Here is an 18,000-nt window from a genome sequence, read left to right as displayed (position 1 = left end):
GTCCGCGCCAGAGTAGACGTCTTTTTCGAGGTCATCCCATGGATTTCACACCTTACCTGGCCGGCCTTGTCGCCGGGGCGGGCCTGATCATCGCGATCGGCGCGCAGAACGCGTTCGTGCTGCGGCAGGGCTTGCAGCGGCATTACATCGGCTCGGTGGTGGCCGTGTGCATTTTTGCGGACGTTGGCCTGATCCTGCTGGGCGTGGGCGGCATGGGGCTGATGGTGAAAGAGCAGCCGGGCTTGATGCAGTGGTTGCGCTATGCCGGTGCCGCATTTCTGGCGACGTATGGCCTGATGGCGTTGCGTCGCGCATGGCAGGGCGAGAGCGGGCTGCAGCCGGCGGGTGACGGCATGCTCAGCCGTGGCCGCGTCGTCGTCGCTTGCCTCGCTTTCACCTTGCTTAACCCGCACGTGTATCTGGATACCGTGGTGTTGCTTGGCAGTCTATCCACCCATTACGAAGGCGATGCACGCTGGATCTTTGCCGCTGGCGCGTCCACAGCAAGCGTGGCGTGGTTTCTGTCGCTGGGCTATGGCGCGCGCCTGCTGTTGCCGGTGCTCCGCAGCCCGTTGGCGTGGCGCGTGTTCGATGTGGCGATTGCCCTGTTCATGCTGACGCTGGCGGTGGTGGTGTTACGGCAACCCCTGGGCTAAGCCGGGCGTCGGATCGACAAGAACCGGTCATCATGCGAGCGTATGGTCTTGCTCACGTTTCCGGGGGGGAATTCGCATGGCAGCACCGTCGTATCCGCCGTTCCTGTATCCGCCAGGTTCACCGTTGATGCATCCGCCGCTGGCACTCACGCAGGCCCGCATGTATGGGTTCTGGGTGCCAGGCAATGCACATGCGCTGCAAGCCAGTGTCGACGCCACGCTCAACGCGGGCGGCGGCGGGCAGATGCCGTTCTTCGTGGTGTCGCCTTATGTGCTGATGACGTTTACGGACATCGCGCGGGCTTACAGCCTGTGGCCGGATGATTGGGCCAAGGGATGGGGGCGCGAGGTCGATATCGTGGCTTGGGTACTGGTCGCAGGCTTTCCGCCCGGGCAGGCGTTGCCCTCGTTCTATGCGTATCCGCTGCATATCTGGGTCGATGACTGCATGGCCTTGATCGTTGGGCGCGAGGTGTTCGGTTATCCGAAGTACCTGTGCAGCTACACCATGCCCGGGCCGAATGAGTCGCCGCTTTCGTTCACGCTGGCCGCCAAGGGTTTTCAGCCCTATGCCCCCGAGAGTGAGATGAGCGTGCATCCGCTGCTGGAGGTGACGGGCGAGGCGCTACTTGGTGGCGGGCGCCCCGTGGGTGACGTGCAGGGCTGGCGATGCGATCTGCTGGAAGGCCTCCATCAAGCGCCGGATTTCTGGTGCGGCGAATCTTCCTGGCGTGAATCGTTCGACCAATGGTTCATGCAGTTCCCGGCGATGCCGCAGATCTTCCTGAAGCAATTCCCCGATGCAGCGGGCGAGCGCGCGGTCTACCAAGCCATCGTGTCGGCCAACGCACAGGTGGACTCCATCCATGGGCTGTGGCTGCTGGGTCACGACTACAGCCTCAATCTGCATGACTTCGCGAGCTTTCCGCTTGCGCAGACGCTGGGCTGGTCGCTGGGCGCGCAGAAGGCATGGTTCGGCTATCGGATCGATTTCGATTTCCACGTCGAGCCCGGCGTGGAACTAGTGAATAACACCTAAGGCATGGAGGCACGCTGATGTCCACTCAACCACGTCGCATCGCCATCCTCGGTGGTGGCGTCGGCGCCATGACCGCTGCGTTCTGGCTGACCAACCGTGATGGTTGGCAGGACGACTATCAGATCGACGTCTATCAGATGGGCTGGCGGCTCGGCGGCAAGGGGGCCAGCGGCCGCAATGCGGACATCGCCGAGCGCATCGAGGAACACGGGCTGCATATCTGGTTCGGCTTTTACGACAACGCTTTTCAGTTGATGCGCGAGGCCTACGCGAAGCTCGATCGCCCGCTGGGTAGTCCGCTGCGTACATGGGACGAAGCGTTCAAGAAGCACCGACTGGTGTGCCTGACCGAAGCCATCGACGAAGCGTGGCGTGTCTGGTCCATCCTCACGCCGCTGATGCCGGGCGAGCCGGGTACGCCGCGTAGCGAGGCAAATGTCTCCTCGGCGCTGGGGAGCTTGCTGGATCAACTGAGCGACTGGGCTGGTGCGTGGAACGCGACGGCAGCGAAGCCGCTGGTGGTGGATAGCGTCGAGCCGCAAGCCATCGCCATTGGTGTCTCGTCGAATGCGTTGTCTGATGCCCCCACGATCCTCGCGCGGGCTCGTGAGGTCGCACACACTGGGGCGCTGGTCGGCCTCGACAGTCCGGCGCAGACGGTGCTGTCGCTGCTGCAACGGTTGCAGACCGCGTTGCATGAGATAGGTGCGTGGTTGCAAGCGGCTGGATTGTGGCCTGATGAGGTGCGACGCCTTTACCTGTGCATGGATCTGGCACTCGCCGCCGCCATCGGTATGGTCGCCGACGATGTCGTGGGCAAGGGTTTCGAGGTCATCAACAACGTCGACTTTTGCGCATGGCTGCTCTCGCATGGCGCGCAACCGGCCAGTGTGGACAGCGCGCCCGTGCGCGGTTTCTACGACCTGATCTTTGCCTATCGGGACGGTGACCCGGCGCGGCCGGAGATCGAGGCGGGCACCATGCTGCGCGGCATGCTGAAGGTGGGCCTCGGTTACCGTGGCGCCATCATGTACAAAATGCAGGCGGGCATGGGCGACGTTGTTTTCGCTCCCCTGCACGAATTGCTGGAACGGCGCGGTGTGCGTTTCCACTACTTCCACAAGTTGCTCGCGCTGCAGCCGGACGCAAGTGGCGCCGCCGTGCAGGAAATGGCGTTGCAGGAGCAGGCCGCCCTGCATGGTGGCCGCACCGTCTATGAGCCACTCAGGGACGTAAAGGGATTGCCGTGCTGGCCGTCTGAACCGCGTTACGAGCAGTTGGATCCGGAACAGGCCGATGCGCTCAAGCGCTACCGCGTCAACCTGGAGTGTCATTGGTCGGATTGGCCGCAGCACTATGAGGCACTGTTCCATCGGCCGCTGCCGATGAAGACGTTGCTACGGGGCGTGGACTTCGATGACATCGTGTTTGGTCTTTCGGTAGCCAGCCTGCCCGTGGTGGCGCCTGCGCTGCTCGAGCGCAGTTCTGCGTTGCATCAATGCAGTGACCACGTAGCGGCGGTAGCAACGCAGGCGTATCAGGTATGGACCCGCCGTAGTCTGCAGGACATGGGCTGGAGCTGCGCCGTGGCGGATGGCGAAGAGCCCGTGCTGTCGGGATTCACTGAGCCGTTCGACACCTGGGCGTCGATGGATCAGCTGCTATGCCGGGAAACATGGCCGCCGGGTCAGGAGCCGCTCAACGTCTCGTACTTCTGCAACGCCTTTGCGGTGAGCGACTATCCACCGAGCAGCGACCATGGCTTTCCTGCGCGGTGCGCCGACGTGGTGAAAGCATCGGCGATCCAACAGCTCAATCAGGATATCCGTGTGCTGTGGACGAACGTCAGCGTGCAGGGTTTTGATTGGACGTGGCTGGTCGATGCCGAGGGAGGCGAGGGCGCAGTGCGCTTTGATAGCCAGTACTGGCGCGCGAATGTCGATCCGTCCGAACGCTACGTGCAGTCACTGGTCGGGACCACGGCGTTTCGCCTGCATGCGGATGAAAGCGGCTTTACCAATTTGTTCCTCGCGGGCGATTGGCTGAAGACGGGGTTGGACGCGGGCTGCGTGGAGGCGGCTGTCATGGGTGGCATGCAGGCGAGTCGCGCGATCAGTGGCTGGCCGACATCGATTCAGGGCGAGCACGGCTGGTAAGCGCCGCCGGGGCCCTGGCGACCTTCGCGTTGTCAGGTCTCCGTTTCCACCTGCGTTTCGCGATCGCTGGCGGGCGGTGTGCGGCGACCTGATTTGTGTTCGTACATGATGCGATCCGCCTCGCGCACGAGTTCGGCGAAATCGCCGCTGTCCAGCGTCTGCCCGGTGGGCGCGCCGCATACACCGAAACTCAGGCCGGCGCCCTGGAAACCGTAGGCCTGTAGTTGCTGGTCGAGTTTCCCCAGTGCCCGCGTGAGTCGGTGCAGGCTCAGTTCGTCGCCGAAGGCGATGACCGCGAATTCGTCGCCGCCAAGGCGATACGCATGGCCCTGGCAGGGCAATCGGCTCAGCCCGCGGCCTGCCGCCTGCAGCAACGCATCGCCGCGCTCGTGGCCTTCGTTGTCGTTGATCTGCTTGAGGCCGTCCAGGTCGATCATGGCGACCTGCCACGCACCCTCCACGATAGGTGCAGGGGCGTGCTGGTGGCGGGTGATTTCTTCGATCTTCATGTTGAAGGCAAGACGGTTGCCGAGGCCGGTCAAGGTGTCCGTGGATGCCCGTGCGATGGCGTCGAGCATGCCCTGGCGGAACCGTTCGCGCGCCGCCTGCACTAGCTTCATGTGGTCGGCGAGCGCAAAGGCGAGCAGCATTGCTTCAGCGCTGTTGCCCATCAAGGTAAGCAGGTCGGCGTTGTCCAGCGGACTGGGCATCAGGCCGAAATTGACCGGCAGGATGATGGCGCCAGGAACGAGCACGCACACATAGGCAAGCACAAAAAAGCGCGCCTGACGGACGCCGCTGAGCAACGCCCAGATGCTCACGCTGACGGAGAACAGCACCACGGAAGTGACCGCAATGGTGGCGATCAGGAACGACAGTGACGGCATCAGCAACGCCATCGGCACGGCCGGCGCGCAGGCGATGGCAATGCCATAGCCGATGCGCGCAGCAAGCGGCGCGTGGCGCTTGAGTTCGAGGAAACGGATGGTGAAGGGCGCATGCACCAGCGGCACCAGGATGAACCACAGCGTGAAATTCAGCGTGCCACCACCGATGCCCAACCAGTCATCCGGCAGGCCGAAGAACGAGGCCCAGCCGGCCAGCAGGATCAGCGACTGGCAGCCGTACAGCGTGTAACTCAGCACGCGCGTCCACAGGCCGACGAACAGAATGAACAGACCCAGCCCGCCGAGTACACCCAGCGCCATCAGCATCAGTGCGGATTCGTTGGTAAGCCGGCGACGATGAGCATCGCGCGTCTGCAGGTCGATGCGCGGGAGCGCGGTGAAAAAGGGTGTGGAGACGCGGATCACCACGGCATAGCGATGTCCCGGGCGGAGCGCCACAGGTACCGTGCCGCGCAGCATGAAATTGGTATCGATGCCGCGCCCGGCCTCCAGCCGCTGCCGCGAGCCGTCATCACCGAGAATCAGCAAACTGGCGCGCTGGTAGTAAGTGTTGCCGAAGGTCACGACCCAGTTGGGCGCGTCATCAGGCGTTTGCAGTGGTGCGACCAACCAGTAGTCGCCACCGAGCATGCTTACCGAGCCTAGTTGCTGGCGCGCAGCGAGCCACGCGGGAAGCTCGCCGTAGTCATGCGGGGGCAGGTCGCCGGAAATGGCGCGATAGGTCGTGACTGGCGGTTCCAGCGGCGGCTGGCCGAACAGGGACCAAGGCTGGGCAGCGTGTGCAACGGGAGTGCAGGCGCATACCAGCAGGAGCAGCGCGACCCACCGCCACGCACCCGCGCGCAGGCGCACGGCAAAGGCTGCCCCAATGGATCGCGAACGACGCAACGCTGTCCCCTGTCAGTTTGCGTCCGAGAATCGTAGCACCGCCCCGGAGCAACAAAGTGAAGGCCCGCTGGGGCTTCCGGCGGGTGCCCCGGGACGGTGCTCGGGTACAATTTCAGGCCCCAGGCAACGGATTCCGATGGCATGTCTTCCCTACGCTTCGCGCTTGCTCAGTTCGACTTCCCGGTAGGCGCGGTTGCGGCCAATGCGGCCAAGGTGGGCGACCTGCTGGCGCAGGCGCGCGATGGCGGCGCGGCGCTCGTGGCGTTCCCCGAATTGACCCTGAGCGGTTATCCGCCGGAAGACCTCTTGCTGCGACCGAGTTTCCTCGTCGCATGCCAGTGTGAGCTCAATGCGCTCGCGGGCGCCACCAACGGTGTGGCCGCGCTGGTGGGGCATCCGCACAGCGAAGGCGAGGTGTACAACGCAGCCAGCCTGCTGCGTGGCGGTGCCATCGAGCTGACCACGCACAAGCAGGCATTGCCTAACTACGGCGTGTTCGATGACAAGCGCTATTTCCGCCCGGGTAGCGACAGTGCCGTGGCGATGATCGACGGCGTGCGCGTGGGCATGATGATCTGCGAAGACATCTGGGAGCCCGAGCCCGCCGCCAAGGCAGCCGCTGCTGGCGCCGAGCTGATCGTGGTGATCAATGCCTCGCCGTGGGATGACGCCAAGCAGTCCTCGCGCGAGGAAGTGCTGACTGCCCGTGCCTTGGAAACCGGCTGTGCCATCGCCTACGTCAACATGGTCGGTGGGCAGGACGAAGTGGTGTACGACGGCGGCTCCATGCTGGTAAACGCCGACGGTACCGTCGCTGCGCGCGCGCCGCGATTCGTCGACGCCATGCTCTGGGCCGAGTTCGATAGCGAAACGCGCACGTTGCTCGCGGACAACTGGCCGACGGTGCCCGACGCGTCCAATGAGGCGACCTTGTATGCGGCTTTGGTGCGCGGCATCCGTGATTACATCGACAAGAATGGTTTTTCTGGCGTGCTGCTGGGGCTGTCCGGTGGCATCGATTCGGCGCTGACGCTGGCGCTGGCCGTCGATGCGCTTGGCGCAGATCGCGTCACTGCTGTGATGATGCCCACGCGCTACACCTCCCAGCTGTCGCTGGACGGCGCGCGTGCGCAGGCCGAGCAGTTGGGCGTGGACTATCACATCATCAACATCGAACCGATGGTGGATGCCTTCCTCGATGCGTTAGCTCCCGCCTTTGCGGGCAAGCCAGCCGACACCACGGAGGAAAACCTGCAGTCGCGCACGCGTGGTGTGACCCTGATGGCCTTGTCCAACAAACATGGCCGCCTGCTGTTGGCCACGGGCAACAAGAGCGAGATGGCGGTGGGTTACGCCACGCTCTACGGCGATATGTGCGGTGCCTATGCACCACTGAAGGACGTCTACAAGACCGTCGTCTACCGCTTGTCGCGCTGGCGCAACGAACATGCGGCGCGCGTAGGTGAGCCGGAGGCGATTCCATCCGCGGTGATCGAACGACCGCCGTCGGCGGAGCTGCGCGACAACCAGACCGACCAGGATTCGCTGCCTCCCTATGACGAGCTCGACGCCATCCTGGCGCGCTTTATCGAGGGCGAGCAGTCGCAGGCGGAAATCGCTGCGCAGGGCTTCCATGCGGATACCGTGCGTCGTGTGGTGCGCCTGGTGCTGCTCAACGAGTTCAAGCGCCGGCAGTCTGCACCGGGGCCGCGCGTGACCACGCGTGCGTTCGGACGCGAGCGGCGGTATCCGATTACGTCCGGCTGGAAGTAACCAGCGGCGCTTTTGTAGGGGCACAAACAAAAAAGCCGGTGCTTGCGCACCGGCTTTTTTTTATACCGCTCGGAAACCCGGGCGTTGGATCAATGGTGACCCGAGAACGGAATAGCCTTGCGCAGCAGGGACGGCGCATGGGGCCACTTCGGATCCTTCAGGTACGGGTGATCCGGGTAGTTCATGGCCAGCACCTGGCGCGTCTGGTCGGCGAGGTTCTTCTGGTCCATGCCGATGTAGCTGCGGGTCAGGATGGCCAGCGCGTCGCCGGTCTGCGGTGCCTGCTGGTAGTGCTCGATGACGTACTGAGCACGATCGGCCGAGGCCACGTAGGCCTTGTTGCGCAGGTAGTACTCGGCCACGTTGATCTCGAACTGCGCCAATACGTTGCGCAGATAGATCATGCGCTGGCGCGCATCGGCGGTGTACGCGCTGTCCGGGAAGCGACGCGACAGCTCCGAGAAATCGTCGAACGACTTCAGGTTGTAGCCTTGGTCACGACGCGATTGGGCCTGGTCGCCACGCTGCAGCAGACGCTCCATGGCGCCGCCGGTGCGATCAAAATTGATCAGACCGCGCAAGTAATAGGCATAATCCACATGCTTTTGGGTCGGATACGTCTTGATGAAGCGATTGATCGTGGAATAGGCGTCGTCCGGCTGGTTGTCCTTGTACTGCGAATAGGCCAAGTCGAGCTGGGCCTGCTCGTTGTAGTTACCGGACGGGAAACGAGCGATCAGTCGCTGGTACGCTTTGGCGGCTGCCGAATAATCGGCGTGCTCCATCGAGTCGTGCGCCTTCGCATACAGCTTGTCTACCGGCAGCGTATCGTTGGTCTCCCTCTTGTGGTGGAACATCGAGCAAGCGTTCATCGAAAGAGCGATGGCGAGCACGACAAAGACTTTGAAAGCCTGCAGCTTAGTTACGCGCATGAGAAGGGTTCAGATGTTTGAGCGAAAAGGGATGATAGCCGAAACCACCGGGTGCCCGGGGAGCCGGTCATGACGACGATCCGTCACGACGCCACGGTACCCCTGTCGGCCGCGGGTCGGAGGTTCGACCAAGCGTTGGCCGAGATGTTCCCGGACTATTCCAGATCACGCCTTACCGCGTGGATCAAGGCCGGTGCGGTGACGCTGGACGGTGCGCTCGCGCCGCCCCGGCAGTTGCTGCGTGGCGGGGAAAAAGTCCTGTTGGAAGCGGAACTTGAGACCGAAGTGGAGCTGGAGCCGGAGGCCATTGCCCTGGACATCGTCCACGAGGATCCGCACCTGCTGGTGGTGAACAAGCCGGCCGGGCTGGTGGTACATCCTGGCGCAGGAAATAGCGCCGGCACGATGCTGAACGCCCTGCTGCACCACAATTCGGAGCTGGCCCTGCTGCCCCGCGGCGGCATCGTCCACCGCCTGGACAAGGACACCTCGGGCTTGATGGTGGTGGCTAAGACCCTGCCGGCCCATACGGCGCTGGTGGACATGCTGTCCCGGCACGATGTGGAGCGGCAGTACGAGGCCGTGGTGCTGGGCACCCTGGTAGCCGGTGGCACGGTGGATGCCCCCATCGGTCGCCATATGGGCGACCGCCTGCGCCAAGCCGTGCGTGACGAGGAAGACGGCAAGCATGCGGTGACCCATTACCGCTTGCGCGAGCGCTTCCGGGCCCACAGCCTGATCCAGTGCAGCCTGGAAACCGGCCGTACCCATCAGATCCGCGTCCATATGGCCCATATCAACCATCCGCTGGTGGGCGATCCGCTGTACGGCGGCGGGTTGAAGCTGCCCAAGCGGGCCACCCCTGAGCTGGTAGCCGCTTTGCGCGGCTTCCGCCGGCAGGCGCTGCATGCGGAGCGGTTGGCTTTCGAGCACCCGGTGACGCATGAGCCGATGTCCTTCAGTGTCGAGCGCCCAGCCGACCTGCAGGTCCTGATTGACGCCCTGCGTGTCGATACTGCCCAGGCGGATCCGGACGATTGGTCGTGAGCCCAGACGGGGCCTGGATCATCCCGGACTGGCCAGCGCCCGCTGGTGTTCGGGCAGCGGTCAGTACCCGCCAGGGCCCCGGTGTTTCGACGGGCCCTTGGGGGCGCTTCAATCTGGGCGCTCGTTGCGGCGATGTCCCCGAGGCGGTCGCCGCCAACCGGACCGCCGTGCGGTCGGCCTTGGGTCTGGGCCGCGATCCCCGCTGGCTGCAGCAGGTCCACGGCGTTGACGTCGCAGATGTGGACCGACTGGCCGACGCGCAGGAGCCACGCGCCGACGCCGCGGTCACCGATCAGGCCGATCAGCCTTTGGCCATCCTGACCGCTGATTGCCTGCCGGTGTTGTTCTGCACCGCGGATGGTCAGAGCGTTGCCGCCGCCCATGCGGGCTGGCGGGGGCTGCAGGCCGGCGTGCTGGAGGCGACGGTGAATGCGTTGAAGGTGCCGCCCGCGCAGGTCATGGCGTGGCTGGGTCCTTGTATCGGCAAGGCCAGCTACGAGGTGGGTGGCGAGGTGCGTGACGCCTTCATGGCACTCGACGTCGACGCTGGCGAGGGTTTCGAGCCCACGCGTCCGGGGCATTGGTTGTGCGATCTCGCCTGGCTGGCACGGCGTCGACTGCAGGTCGCAGGTGTCCCCGCCATCTACGGTGGCGGCTTTGATACGCGCACCGACGACCGGTTCTATTCCTATCGCCGCGATGGCGCCCAGAGCGGGCGGTTCGCCAGTTTGATCTGGCGATAGGGCTGTCTTAGAGCCGCTAATAAAACGTAGCGCCCGCCTGACGGCCGCGCAGTAGTTTTATTAGTGGCTCTTATCCCGCGAGGCGCCGTAGGAACGCATTACGCCACGCCGTGACGTCCTGCTTCTCAAGTACGTCCATCATGCGGCGCCAACGGCGTCGGCGTTCCTGCAGCGGCATTTCAAGCGCAACGCCCAGTGCCTCGGCTAGCTCTTCGGTATCGGCGGGGTTTACCAACAAGGCATCGCGCAGCTCCTCCGCGGCGCCGGCGAAACGTGAGAGCACTAGCACGCCAGGATCTTCCGGGTCCTGGCTGGCGACATATTCCTTCGCCACCAGGTTCATGCCGTCGCGTAACGGCGTCACCAGCCCCACGCGGGCGCTGCGGTAGTAGCCGCTGAGCAGGCTGTGTGGGAATGAGTTGTTGACGTAGCGGATCGGCACCCAATCCGGCGCGGCATACATGCCGTTGATGTGGCCGGCCATGCGTTCGAGCTCGCGGCGGATCTGGCGATACTCCGGCACGCCGCCGCGGGAGGGCGGGGCGATCTGTAGAAAGGTGACTTTGCGATGCAGTTGCGGCGAGCGTTCCAGTAGCCGCGCGTAGGCGTGGAAGCGCTCGGGCAGGCCCTTGGAGTAGTCCAGGCGATCGACGCCGATGATCAGCGCGCGGCCTTCCAGGCTTTGCCTCAGGTCGTGGATTTCCTCGTGCTCGTCGGCGTGGCTGGCAGCCTTGGCGACTTCGGCGGTGTCGATGCCGATGGCGAATGCCTCGGCGCGGAATAGCCGCCCCTCCGGCGTGCGGATGCGTCCATCGCGGCGCATGCTGGCGCCCACCTCGTGCAGAAAGTATTCCTCCAATGCACGCCGGTCGCGCGGTGTGTGCAGGCCGACGAGGTCGTAGCTCGCCAGCGTTTCCAGCAATTCCATATGGTGCGGCAATGCAATCAGCAGGCCGGCGGCTGGAAGCGGTGTGTGCAGGAAGAAGCCGATGCGGTTGCGTACACCGCGCTCGCGCAGCATCGCGGCGAGCGGGATCAGGTGGTAGTCATTGATCCAGACCAGGTCGCTCGGTCGGATCAATGGCATCAGCCGTTCGGCGAACAGATTGTTGACACGCAGATAGCCGGCCAGATGCTTGCGGTCGTAGTCCACCAGATCGGGTCGGTAGTGCAGCAGCGGCCATAGTGTGCGGTTGGCGAAGCCGTCGTAGAAGTCGTCGTGGTCGGCGCGGGAAAGGTCGATGGTCGCGTACTCCACCGGGCCATCCCTTTGTTTGTGCACCTCTTCAGCGGTCTGGCGGGCGATCTTGCCGCTCCAGCCAAACCACAATCCTCCGCGTTCCTGCAGAGCTGCTCGCATGGCGGAGGCGAGTCCTCCGGTGGCGGTCTGGTCGGGCAGTGCCACACGGTTGGAAACCACGATCAGTCGTTCCTGACCGCTGTTTCCTTTTCCAGCCATCCTCACAGTGCGTCCTCCCAGCGCCGCGACAGGCGCATGGCGGCCTGGATCAGGCCCACCATCGAATAGGTTTGCGGGAAATTGCCCCAGTGCTCGCCGTTGGCCGGTGCGATGTCTTCCGACAGCAGGCCTAGCGAGTTTCGTTGCGAAAGCATGTGTTCGAACATGACGCGGGCGCGCTCCTTGCGACCCGTGGCGGCGAGCGCCTCGATGTACCAGAACGTGCAGATGTTGAAGCTGGTCTCCGGCGCGCCAAAGTCGTCCGGCGCGATATAGCGGAACAGGTAGTCGCCGCGCCCCAGCGCCTCGCCGATGGCGTCCACGGTGGCGATAAAGCGTGGGTCCATCGCATCGATGAAGCCGATGTCGGCCAGTAGCAACAGACTCGCGTCCAGGTGCTCCCCGTCGTAGGCGTCGACAAAGGTGCCGAGCTTGGCGTTCCACGTCCGTGCTTCGATTCGGGCATGCAGCGCCACTGCCTCGTCGTGCCAGTGACGGGCACGCTCATCCAGGCCGAGCTCCGTGGCGATGTGCGCCAGGCGATCGCACGCGGCCCAGCACATGGCGGCGGAATAGGTGTGCACGGCTGAACGGCCGCGGTACTCCCACAATCCCGCGTCGGGCGTTTCGGCCACGCGCAGCGCCATTTCGCCCATGCGCTCCAGTCGGCGGAAGGTGAGCTCGTCGCCGGGGTGTTCCAGGCGGCGGTCGAAGAACACCTGAGACGAAGCGAGTACCACTGAACCGTAAACGTCGTTCTGGCGTTGGCGCCACGCGTCGTTGCCCACGCGCACCGGCCCCATGCCGCGATAGCCGGCCAGGCTGTCGACCTGGGTTTCCGGCAGTTCGTGCTCGAAGGTGATACCGAACACGGGGCCGATTTCGTTGTCGCCGTCGGAGGCGACCAGGTTGAACACGTAGCGGATGTACTCCTCCATGCTGCGGGTCGCACCCAGCCGGTTGAGTGCACGCACGGTGAAGGCGGCGTCGCGGAGCCAGCAGTAGCGGTAGTCCCAGTTGCGCCCGGAGCCTGCCGACTCGGGGATGGAGGTGGTGAGCGCGGCGACGATGGCGCCGGTCGCTTCGTACTGGCATAGCTTCAGCGTGATGGCGGCGCGGATGATCGGCTCCTGCCATTCGTAGGGCACTGAAAGGTTGCGCACCCACTCGCGCCAGTAAGCCAGCGTGCGTTCCAGCGTGTGGTGGATGAAATCCGCCGGGCTGTGCGTGAGGGTTTCGTCGGGGCCGAAGACGAAATGCGCCGGCTTTTCCAGGAAGAATGGCAGCCCGCGTTCGATCATGATGGACGCCACATCGCTGGTGAGCCGCTGTACGACTCCATCGAGCAGGAAGCGGATGTGGTTGCTGCCGGATGTTGTCTGCGGCTCATCACTGCCGTACTTGCAGAGCGGTCGCAGCAGCACGCGGATACGCGGCGAACCGCCGATAGGCCTTACGCGGCGCGCCAATAGCACGGGATGGTAGAAGCGCCCGCGCGAACGAAAACGGGGCATGTAATCCACAATCTCCACACCCGCACCATGTTGGTCGTACAGGCGTGTCACCAGTACGGCGGTGTTGGGCATGTAGTGTTGCTCCGAGCGGTCGAAATCTTCCAGCTCGATCGTCCAGTCGCCACCTTCACGTTGTGGCGACAACAGCGCGCAGAAGCTCGCGTCGCCGTCGAAGCGCGGCAGGCAACACCAGACGATGCGACCGCGCCCGTCGATTAGCGCGGCAACGCTGCCGTTGCCGATGACACCCAGTTCCAGACTGGACAGGGTGTCAGTGCTTTCCTCCTGAGGAGTGGGCATGTGAGAGTGCTCCATGCTTGAGCGCGTGCAGCACGCGGAAGAGCCAGGCCCGCGCAGCAGCGGGGTCCGACAGGGAATAGCGGGCAAGGCTCGGTTCGCGGGAACCCACACGAATGCTCAGCCCGCCCTCGAGATTGGCCATGGCAAAACCGTGTTCATCCGTCAGGTCGTCGCCGACATACACGGGCTGGCGCTCGCGGAACGGCCACGCAGACATCAGGGCGGCGACGGCCGAACCCTTGTCCATGCCTTCAGGCTTCAGTTCGATCACCATGTTGCCCGGCTGCATTTCATAACCGGCCAACGACGGCAGCACGCCTTGCACCTGTTCACGCAGACGTTCGAACAACTGCGGCGACGTGCGGCAATGCAGGGCGACCGCCATGCCCTTGTCTTCCATCATGACGCCGGGCAGCGCAGCGGCAACGGTGCCGGCGATGTCCCGCACCAACGAGCGACGGCTGGCGCCAATGTGCACGCCGCGATAGCGACCGTCGGCGCCGCGAAGTTCCAGGCCATGCAAGCCGGCCATGGCCCAGGGCGGATGGCCAAACAGATCGTCCAGATCGTCCAGGCTGCGACCGCTCACCAAGGCCAGCGCGCCGTCGAGCGCGCCGTAGAGGTCTTCGATGAGTTCGCGCAGGCGCGAATGCACGCAGACCTGGTCGGGATGGTCGACAAAGTCGAGCAGCGTACCGTCGACATCGAGAAACAATGCCCAGCGATCATCCACGCCAGGCACGGGCGGAGCCGGAAGGGGCAGTTGGGCGGACATGGCGGCTAAGGGCACGAGGGATGGCACGTGCAGCAGCCTATCAAGGCGAATGTGAAGGCAAGCTATGGATGTGCCCAACAACGACTGAAGAAACGACGTACACCTGACGTTGACGCGGCTTGAATCATGCGCGGGCGAGCCGCATGTCTTTGCCCAGTGGCGGCGGGGCCGCCAGATCCTATTGATCGAGGGGAAAACCCATGAGGATGGACAAACTCACGTCGCGTTTTCAGCAGGCGTTGGCCGACGCCCAATCGCTTGCTGTCGGACGCGACAACAACATGCTTGAACCGGTGCATGTCATGGCCGCATTGCTCGACCAGCAAGGCGGTTCAACGGCACCGTTGCTGACGCAGGCGCACGTCAACGTGCCAGCGCTACGCCAGCGCGTGAACGAAATGGTGGATCGCCTGCCGCGCGTCAGCGGGCAGGAGGGCAACGTGCACGTCGGCAACGAGCTGACGCGTTTGCTCAACCTTACCGACAAGTTGGCGCAGCAGCGGGGCGACCAGTTTATTGCCAGTGAACTGTTCGTGTTGGCGGCGGTGGAAGATAAGGGTGAGCTGGGCGCGGCGCTCAAGGCCGCTGGCGCGACCAAGACAAACGTCGAGGCCGCCATCGAGAAGATTCGAGGTGGCGAAAAAGTGCAGAGCGAAAACGCCGAAGACCAGCGTCAGGCGCTGGAGAAATATTGTGTTGACCTGACCGCGCGCGCGGAGAGCGGCAAGCTCGATCCGGTGATTGGTCGCGACGAGGAAATCCGCCGCACGATTCAGGTGCTGCAGCGTCGCACCAAGAACAACCCCGTGCTGATCGGCGAGCCGGGCGTGGGCAAGACAGCGATTGTCGAAGGCCTGGCACAGCGCATCATCAAGGGCGAGGTACCCGAAGGCCTGCGTGACCGCCGCGTGCTCGCACTCGATATGGGCGCGCTGATCGCTGGCGCCAAGTTCCGTGGTGAATTCGAGGAACGCCTCAAGGCGGTGCTCAACGATCTGTCCAAGAGCGAAGGCCAGATCATCCTGTTCATCGACGAGCTGCACACCATGGTTGGTGCGGGTAAGGCCGATGGTGCGATGGATGCAGGCAACATGCTCAAGCCTGCGCTCGCGCGTGGTGAACTGCATTGCATTGGCGCCACCACGCTCGACGAATACCGCAAGTACATCGAGAAGGACGCCGCGCTGGAACGCCGCTTCCAGAAGGTCTACGTGGGCGAGCCCAGCGTGGAGGACACCATCGCCATTCTGCGCGGCTTGAAGGAGCGCTACGCGGTGCACCACGGCGTGGAGATCACCGACCCCGCCATCGTTGCCGCGGCCACGCTGTCCAATCGTTACATCCCGGATCGCCAGCTGCCGGACAAGGCCATCGACCTGATGGACGAGGCGGCGTCACGCATCCGCATGGAGATCGATTCCAAACCGGAAGAGCTAGACCGTCTGGAGCGTCGTCTGATCCAGCTGAAGATCCAGCGTGAAATGCTGAAGAAGGAAACCGACGACGCGTCGAAGAAGCGCCTTGCCGATCTCGATACGGACATCCAGAAGCTGGAGCGGGAGTTCTCCGACCTCAACGAGATCTGGAAGTCCGAAAAGGCTGCGCTGCAGGGCGCGACTAAGGTAAAGGAGCAGATCGAGGCCGCTCGCGTGGAGCTGGAATCCGCGCAGCGTCACCAGGACTACGCCAAGATGAGTGAGATCCAGTACGGCAAGCTGCCGGAACTGGAGAAGCAGCTCGCGGCCGCGCAGGCCGCGGAGAAGCAGGACTTCAAACTCGTGCAGGATCGCGTCACCGAGGAAGAAATCGCCGAGGTGGTGTCGCGCTGGACAGGCATTCCCGTCAACAAGATGCTGGAAGGCGAGCGCGACAAGCTGCTGCACATGGAAGACGCGCTACACAAGCGCGTGGTCGGTCAGGACGAAGCGGTGCGTGCGGTGTCCGATGCAATCCGTCGTGCGCGTGCGGGCCTGTCCGATCCCAATCGTCCCAACGGCTCGTTCCTGTTCCTTGGCCCCACCGGCGTGGGTAAGACGGAGCTATGCAAGGCGCTCGCCGAATTCATGTTCGACACGCAGGATGCGATGGTGCGCATCGATATGAGCGAGTTCATGGAGAAGCACTCCGTGAGCCGCCTGATCGGCGCACCTCCGGGCTACGTGGGTTACGAGGAGGGCGGCTACCTCACCGAGGCGGTGCGTCGCCGTCCGTACAGCGTGATCTTGCTGGACGAGGTGGAGAAGGCGCACCCGGACGTATTCAATATCCTGCTGCAAGTGCTCGACGACGGCCGGCTTACCGACGGCCAGGGTCGCACGGTGGACTTCCGCAACACCGTGATCGTGATGACCTCGAACCTTGGCTCGCAGATGATCCAGGAGCACTCGGGTGATTCGGAAGCCGATTATCTGCAGATGAAGGCGGCGGTGTTGGGCGTGGTGCAAGCGCACTTCCGTCCGGAGTTCATCAACCGCCTTGACGAACTGGTGGTGTTCCGCCCGCTGGAGAAGAAACAGATCCGCAAGATCGCCCTGATCCAGCTTACCTACCTGGAGAAGCGCTTGGCTGAGCGCGAGCTGCGCATGGAGATCAGCGAGAAGGCGCTGGACGTGCTGGCCAATGTGGGCTTCGACCCTGTGTACGGTGCGCGTCCGTTGAAGCGGGCGATCCAGCAGCAGTTGGAGAATCCGCTGGCGAGGGAGATTCTGGAAGGGAAGTTTGTTGCTGGTGCGACGATTGTGGTGGATGCGGAGCAGGGGCATTTGACGTTCCGCAAGCAGTAACGTTGGGGTTTAGACGTGGCGCCCGTTCTGTGGAAGCAGGGCGGGCGTTTTCTTTTGGTGGACAGGTTTCGGACTGGCGGGGTTTGGCTCCCTCTCCATTTTGGGGAGAGGGTTGGGGTGAGGGGCCAATCTAGCCTCACTTCTTCAACTGGGCCGTCACCCCGGCGCACCCCACAAAAGGGGGCAAGGACCGGGATCCTGGGCCTCGGTGTTTGATTGTCGCGTGGCGGCGACCTGGCCGCCTACGCGGCGGGCGTTTCGACCTTCTGCCGAAGGCCGAGTCACTTTTCTTTGCTTGCCCAAAGAAAAGTAACCCAAAGAAAGGGCCCCCCGGATGAGTCACCTATCGGGCTAAAGCCCGATAGGTACGCGGTCGGGTTCCGGGCTTTTCGACGGGGCTCCTGCCCCGGCGAAAAGGAATCGGCATCCATGCCGATTCCCCTGCGGGCCTTCTCTCCACCCGCCCGCCGCCTCATACGGGGCCCTGGTAGATCAAAAGCAGCAAGCGCACGGCTCGTGCAGCTGCGCAGCACATCGCGTCGCTCCTGCCAAGCGCACAAAGTCAAAGCAGAACAGAAAAGCCATGCCGGTTCGCATCGGGCTCCCCACACCGATCGGGAAACGGAGCACGCGCTTTATCTAGCTCCAGCGATTGGAACGCGAAACCCGCTTCAAGTCCTCTCCGCACCAGCGCGATGTGCAGCGCAGCTGCACGAGCCGTCTGCCTTTGCTCTTGACCTTCGGGCCCCTGTGCGGCGGTGAGGGGTGGACGATCAGGCCCGCAGGGGAATCGGCAGGGATGCCGATTCCTTTTCGCCAGGGCAGGAGGCCCTGTCGAAAAGCCCGGCCGCCCCTCACGAACTGGCCGGCTTCACCGGCCAGCGCCAAGTGGGGGTGCCCTTTTCTTTGGGTTACTTTTCTTTGGGCAAGCAAAGAAAAAGTGACTCGGCCTCCGGCAGGAGGTCGAAACGCCCGCCGCGTAGGCGGCCAGATCGACGCTACGCGACAATCGAGCGATAACGCTATT

12 protein-coding genes are annotated in these 18,000 nt (G+C 63.8%); 7 read left to right on the top strand and 5 right to left on the bottom strand.

All coding sequences use genetic code 11. From position 1 onward, the window contains the following. Positions 1-38 precede the first annotated feature (38 nt). From DyAD56_RS11130 to DyAD56_RS11120, 3 genes are all read left to right on the top strand, one after another. Positions 39-656, top strand: a complete 618-nt coding sequence (locus tag DyAD56_RS11130; RefSeq protein WP_102302842.1) for a LysE/ArgO family amino acid transporter — start codon at positions 39-41, stop codon at positions 654-656. A gap of 76 nt (positions 657-732) precedes the next feature. Continuing rightward, positions 733-1,695, top strand: coding sequence for an acetoacetate decarboxylase family protein (locus DyAD56_RS11125; RefSeq protein ID WP_102302841.1), 963 nt, complete (start codon positions 733-735; stop codon positions 1,693-1,695). Positions 1,696-1,712: 17 nt separating this feature from the next. After that, positions 1,713-3,851 carry an NAD(P)-binding protein gene (locus DyAD56_RS11120; RefSeq protein WP_102302840.1) on the top strand — a complete coding sequence of 713 codons (2,139 nt, stop codon included), beginning with the start codon at positions 1,713-1,715 and terminating at the stop codon, positions 3,849-3,851. Between the two features lie 32 nt (positions 3,852-3,883). Here DyAD56_RS11120 and DyAD56_RS11115 read toward each other — a convergent pair whose 3' ends face one another. Then, on the bottom strand, positions 3,884-5,647 hold the full coding sequence (locus tag DyAD56_RS11115) for a diguanylate cyclase (protein WP_146010486.1): 1,764 nt from the start codon (positions 5,645-5,647) through the stop codon (positions 3,884-3,886). Positions 5,648-5,788: 141 nt separating this feature from the next. On the opposite strand from DyAD56_RS11115, the gene DyAD56_RS11110 reads away from it, so the two are divergent. Then, complete coding sequence (locus DyAD56_RS11110; protein WP_102302838.1) at positions 5,789-7,420, top strand: NAD+ synthase; 1,632 nt, start codon at positions 5,789-5,791, stop codon at positions 7,418-7,420. Between the two features lie 89 nt (positions 7,421-7,509). Here the strand turns inward: DyAD56_RS11110 and DyAD56_RS11105 are convergent, their stop codons facing one another. Then, a complete protein-coding gene (locus tag DyAD56_RS11105; protein ID WP_102302837.1) occupies positions 7,510-8,352 on the bottom strand; it encodes an outer membrane protein assembly factor BamD in 843 nt (280 codons plus the stop codon). A gap of 69 nt (positions 8,353-8,421) precedes the next feature. Between DyAD56_RS11105 and rluD the strand changes: the two genes are divergently transcribed. After that, complete coding sequence (gene rluD / locus DyAD56_RS11100) at positions 8,422-9,399, top strand: 23S rRNA pseudouridine(1911/1915/1917) synthase RluD (RefSeq protein WP_102302836.1); 978 nt, start codon at positions 8,422-8,424, stop codon at positions 9,397-9,399. Next, entirely contained in the window at positions 9,396-10,142 is a 747-nt protein-coding gene (gene pgeF, locus DyAD56_RS11095) for a peptidoglycan editing factor PgeF (RefSeq protein WP_102302835.1), read from the top strand. The genes rluD and pgeF overlap by 4 nt, the downstream gene beginning before the upstream one ends. Before the next feature lie 70 nt (positions 10,143-10,212). On the opposite strand, the gene otsA is transcribed toward pgeF, so the two are convergent. From otsA to otsB, 3 genes are read right to left on the bottom strand one after another with little or no spacing between them, the layout of a single operon-like run. After that, on the bottom strand, positions 10,213-11,601 hold the full coding sequence (gene otsA, locus DyAD56_RS11090) for an alpha,alpha-trehalose-phosphate synthase (UDP-forming) (RefSeq protein ID WP_102302834.1): 1,389 nt from the start codon (positions 11,599-11,601) through the stop codon (positions 10,213-10,215). Positions 11,602-11,603: 2 nt separating this feature from the next. Beyond that, positions 11,604-13,415, bottom strand: coding sequence for a glycoside hydrolase family 15 protein (locus tag DyAD56_RS11085; protein ID WP_102302833.1), 1,812 nt, complete (start codon positions 13,413-13,415; stop codon positions 11,604-11,606). Then, on the bottom strand, positions 13,387-14,190 hold the full coding sequence (gene otsB / locus DyAD56_RS11080; RefSeq protein WP_102302832.1) for a trehalose-phosphatase: 804 nt from the start codon (positions 14,188-14,190) through the stop codon (positions 13,387-13,389). The genes DyAD56_RS11085 and otsB overlap by 29 nt, the downstream gene beginning before the upstream one ends. Positions 14,191-14,390: 200 nt before the next feature. Between otsB and clpB the strand changes: the two genes are divergently transcribed. Further along, a complete protein-coding gene (clpB, locus tag DyAD56_RS11075; RefSeq protein ID WP_102302831.1) occupies positions 14,391-16,973 on the top strand; it encodes an ATP-dependent chaperone ClpB in 2,583 nt (860 codons plus the stop codon). The last annotated feature ends 1,027 nt before the right edge of the window (positions 16,974-18,000 follow it).

It is taken from the genome of Dyella sp. AD56 (assembly GCF_002878475.1).
Lineage (GTDB): Bacteria > Pseudomonadota > Gammaproteobacteria > Xanthomonadales > Rhodanobacteraceae > Dyella.
Note: the sequence above shows the minus strand (reverse complement) of the source record. Positions and strands in the feature narration are given on the sequence as shown.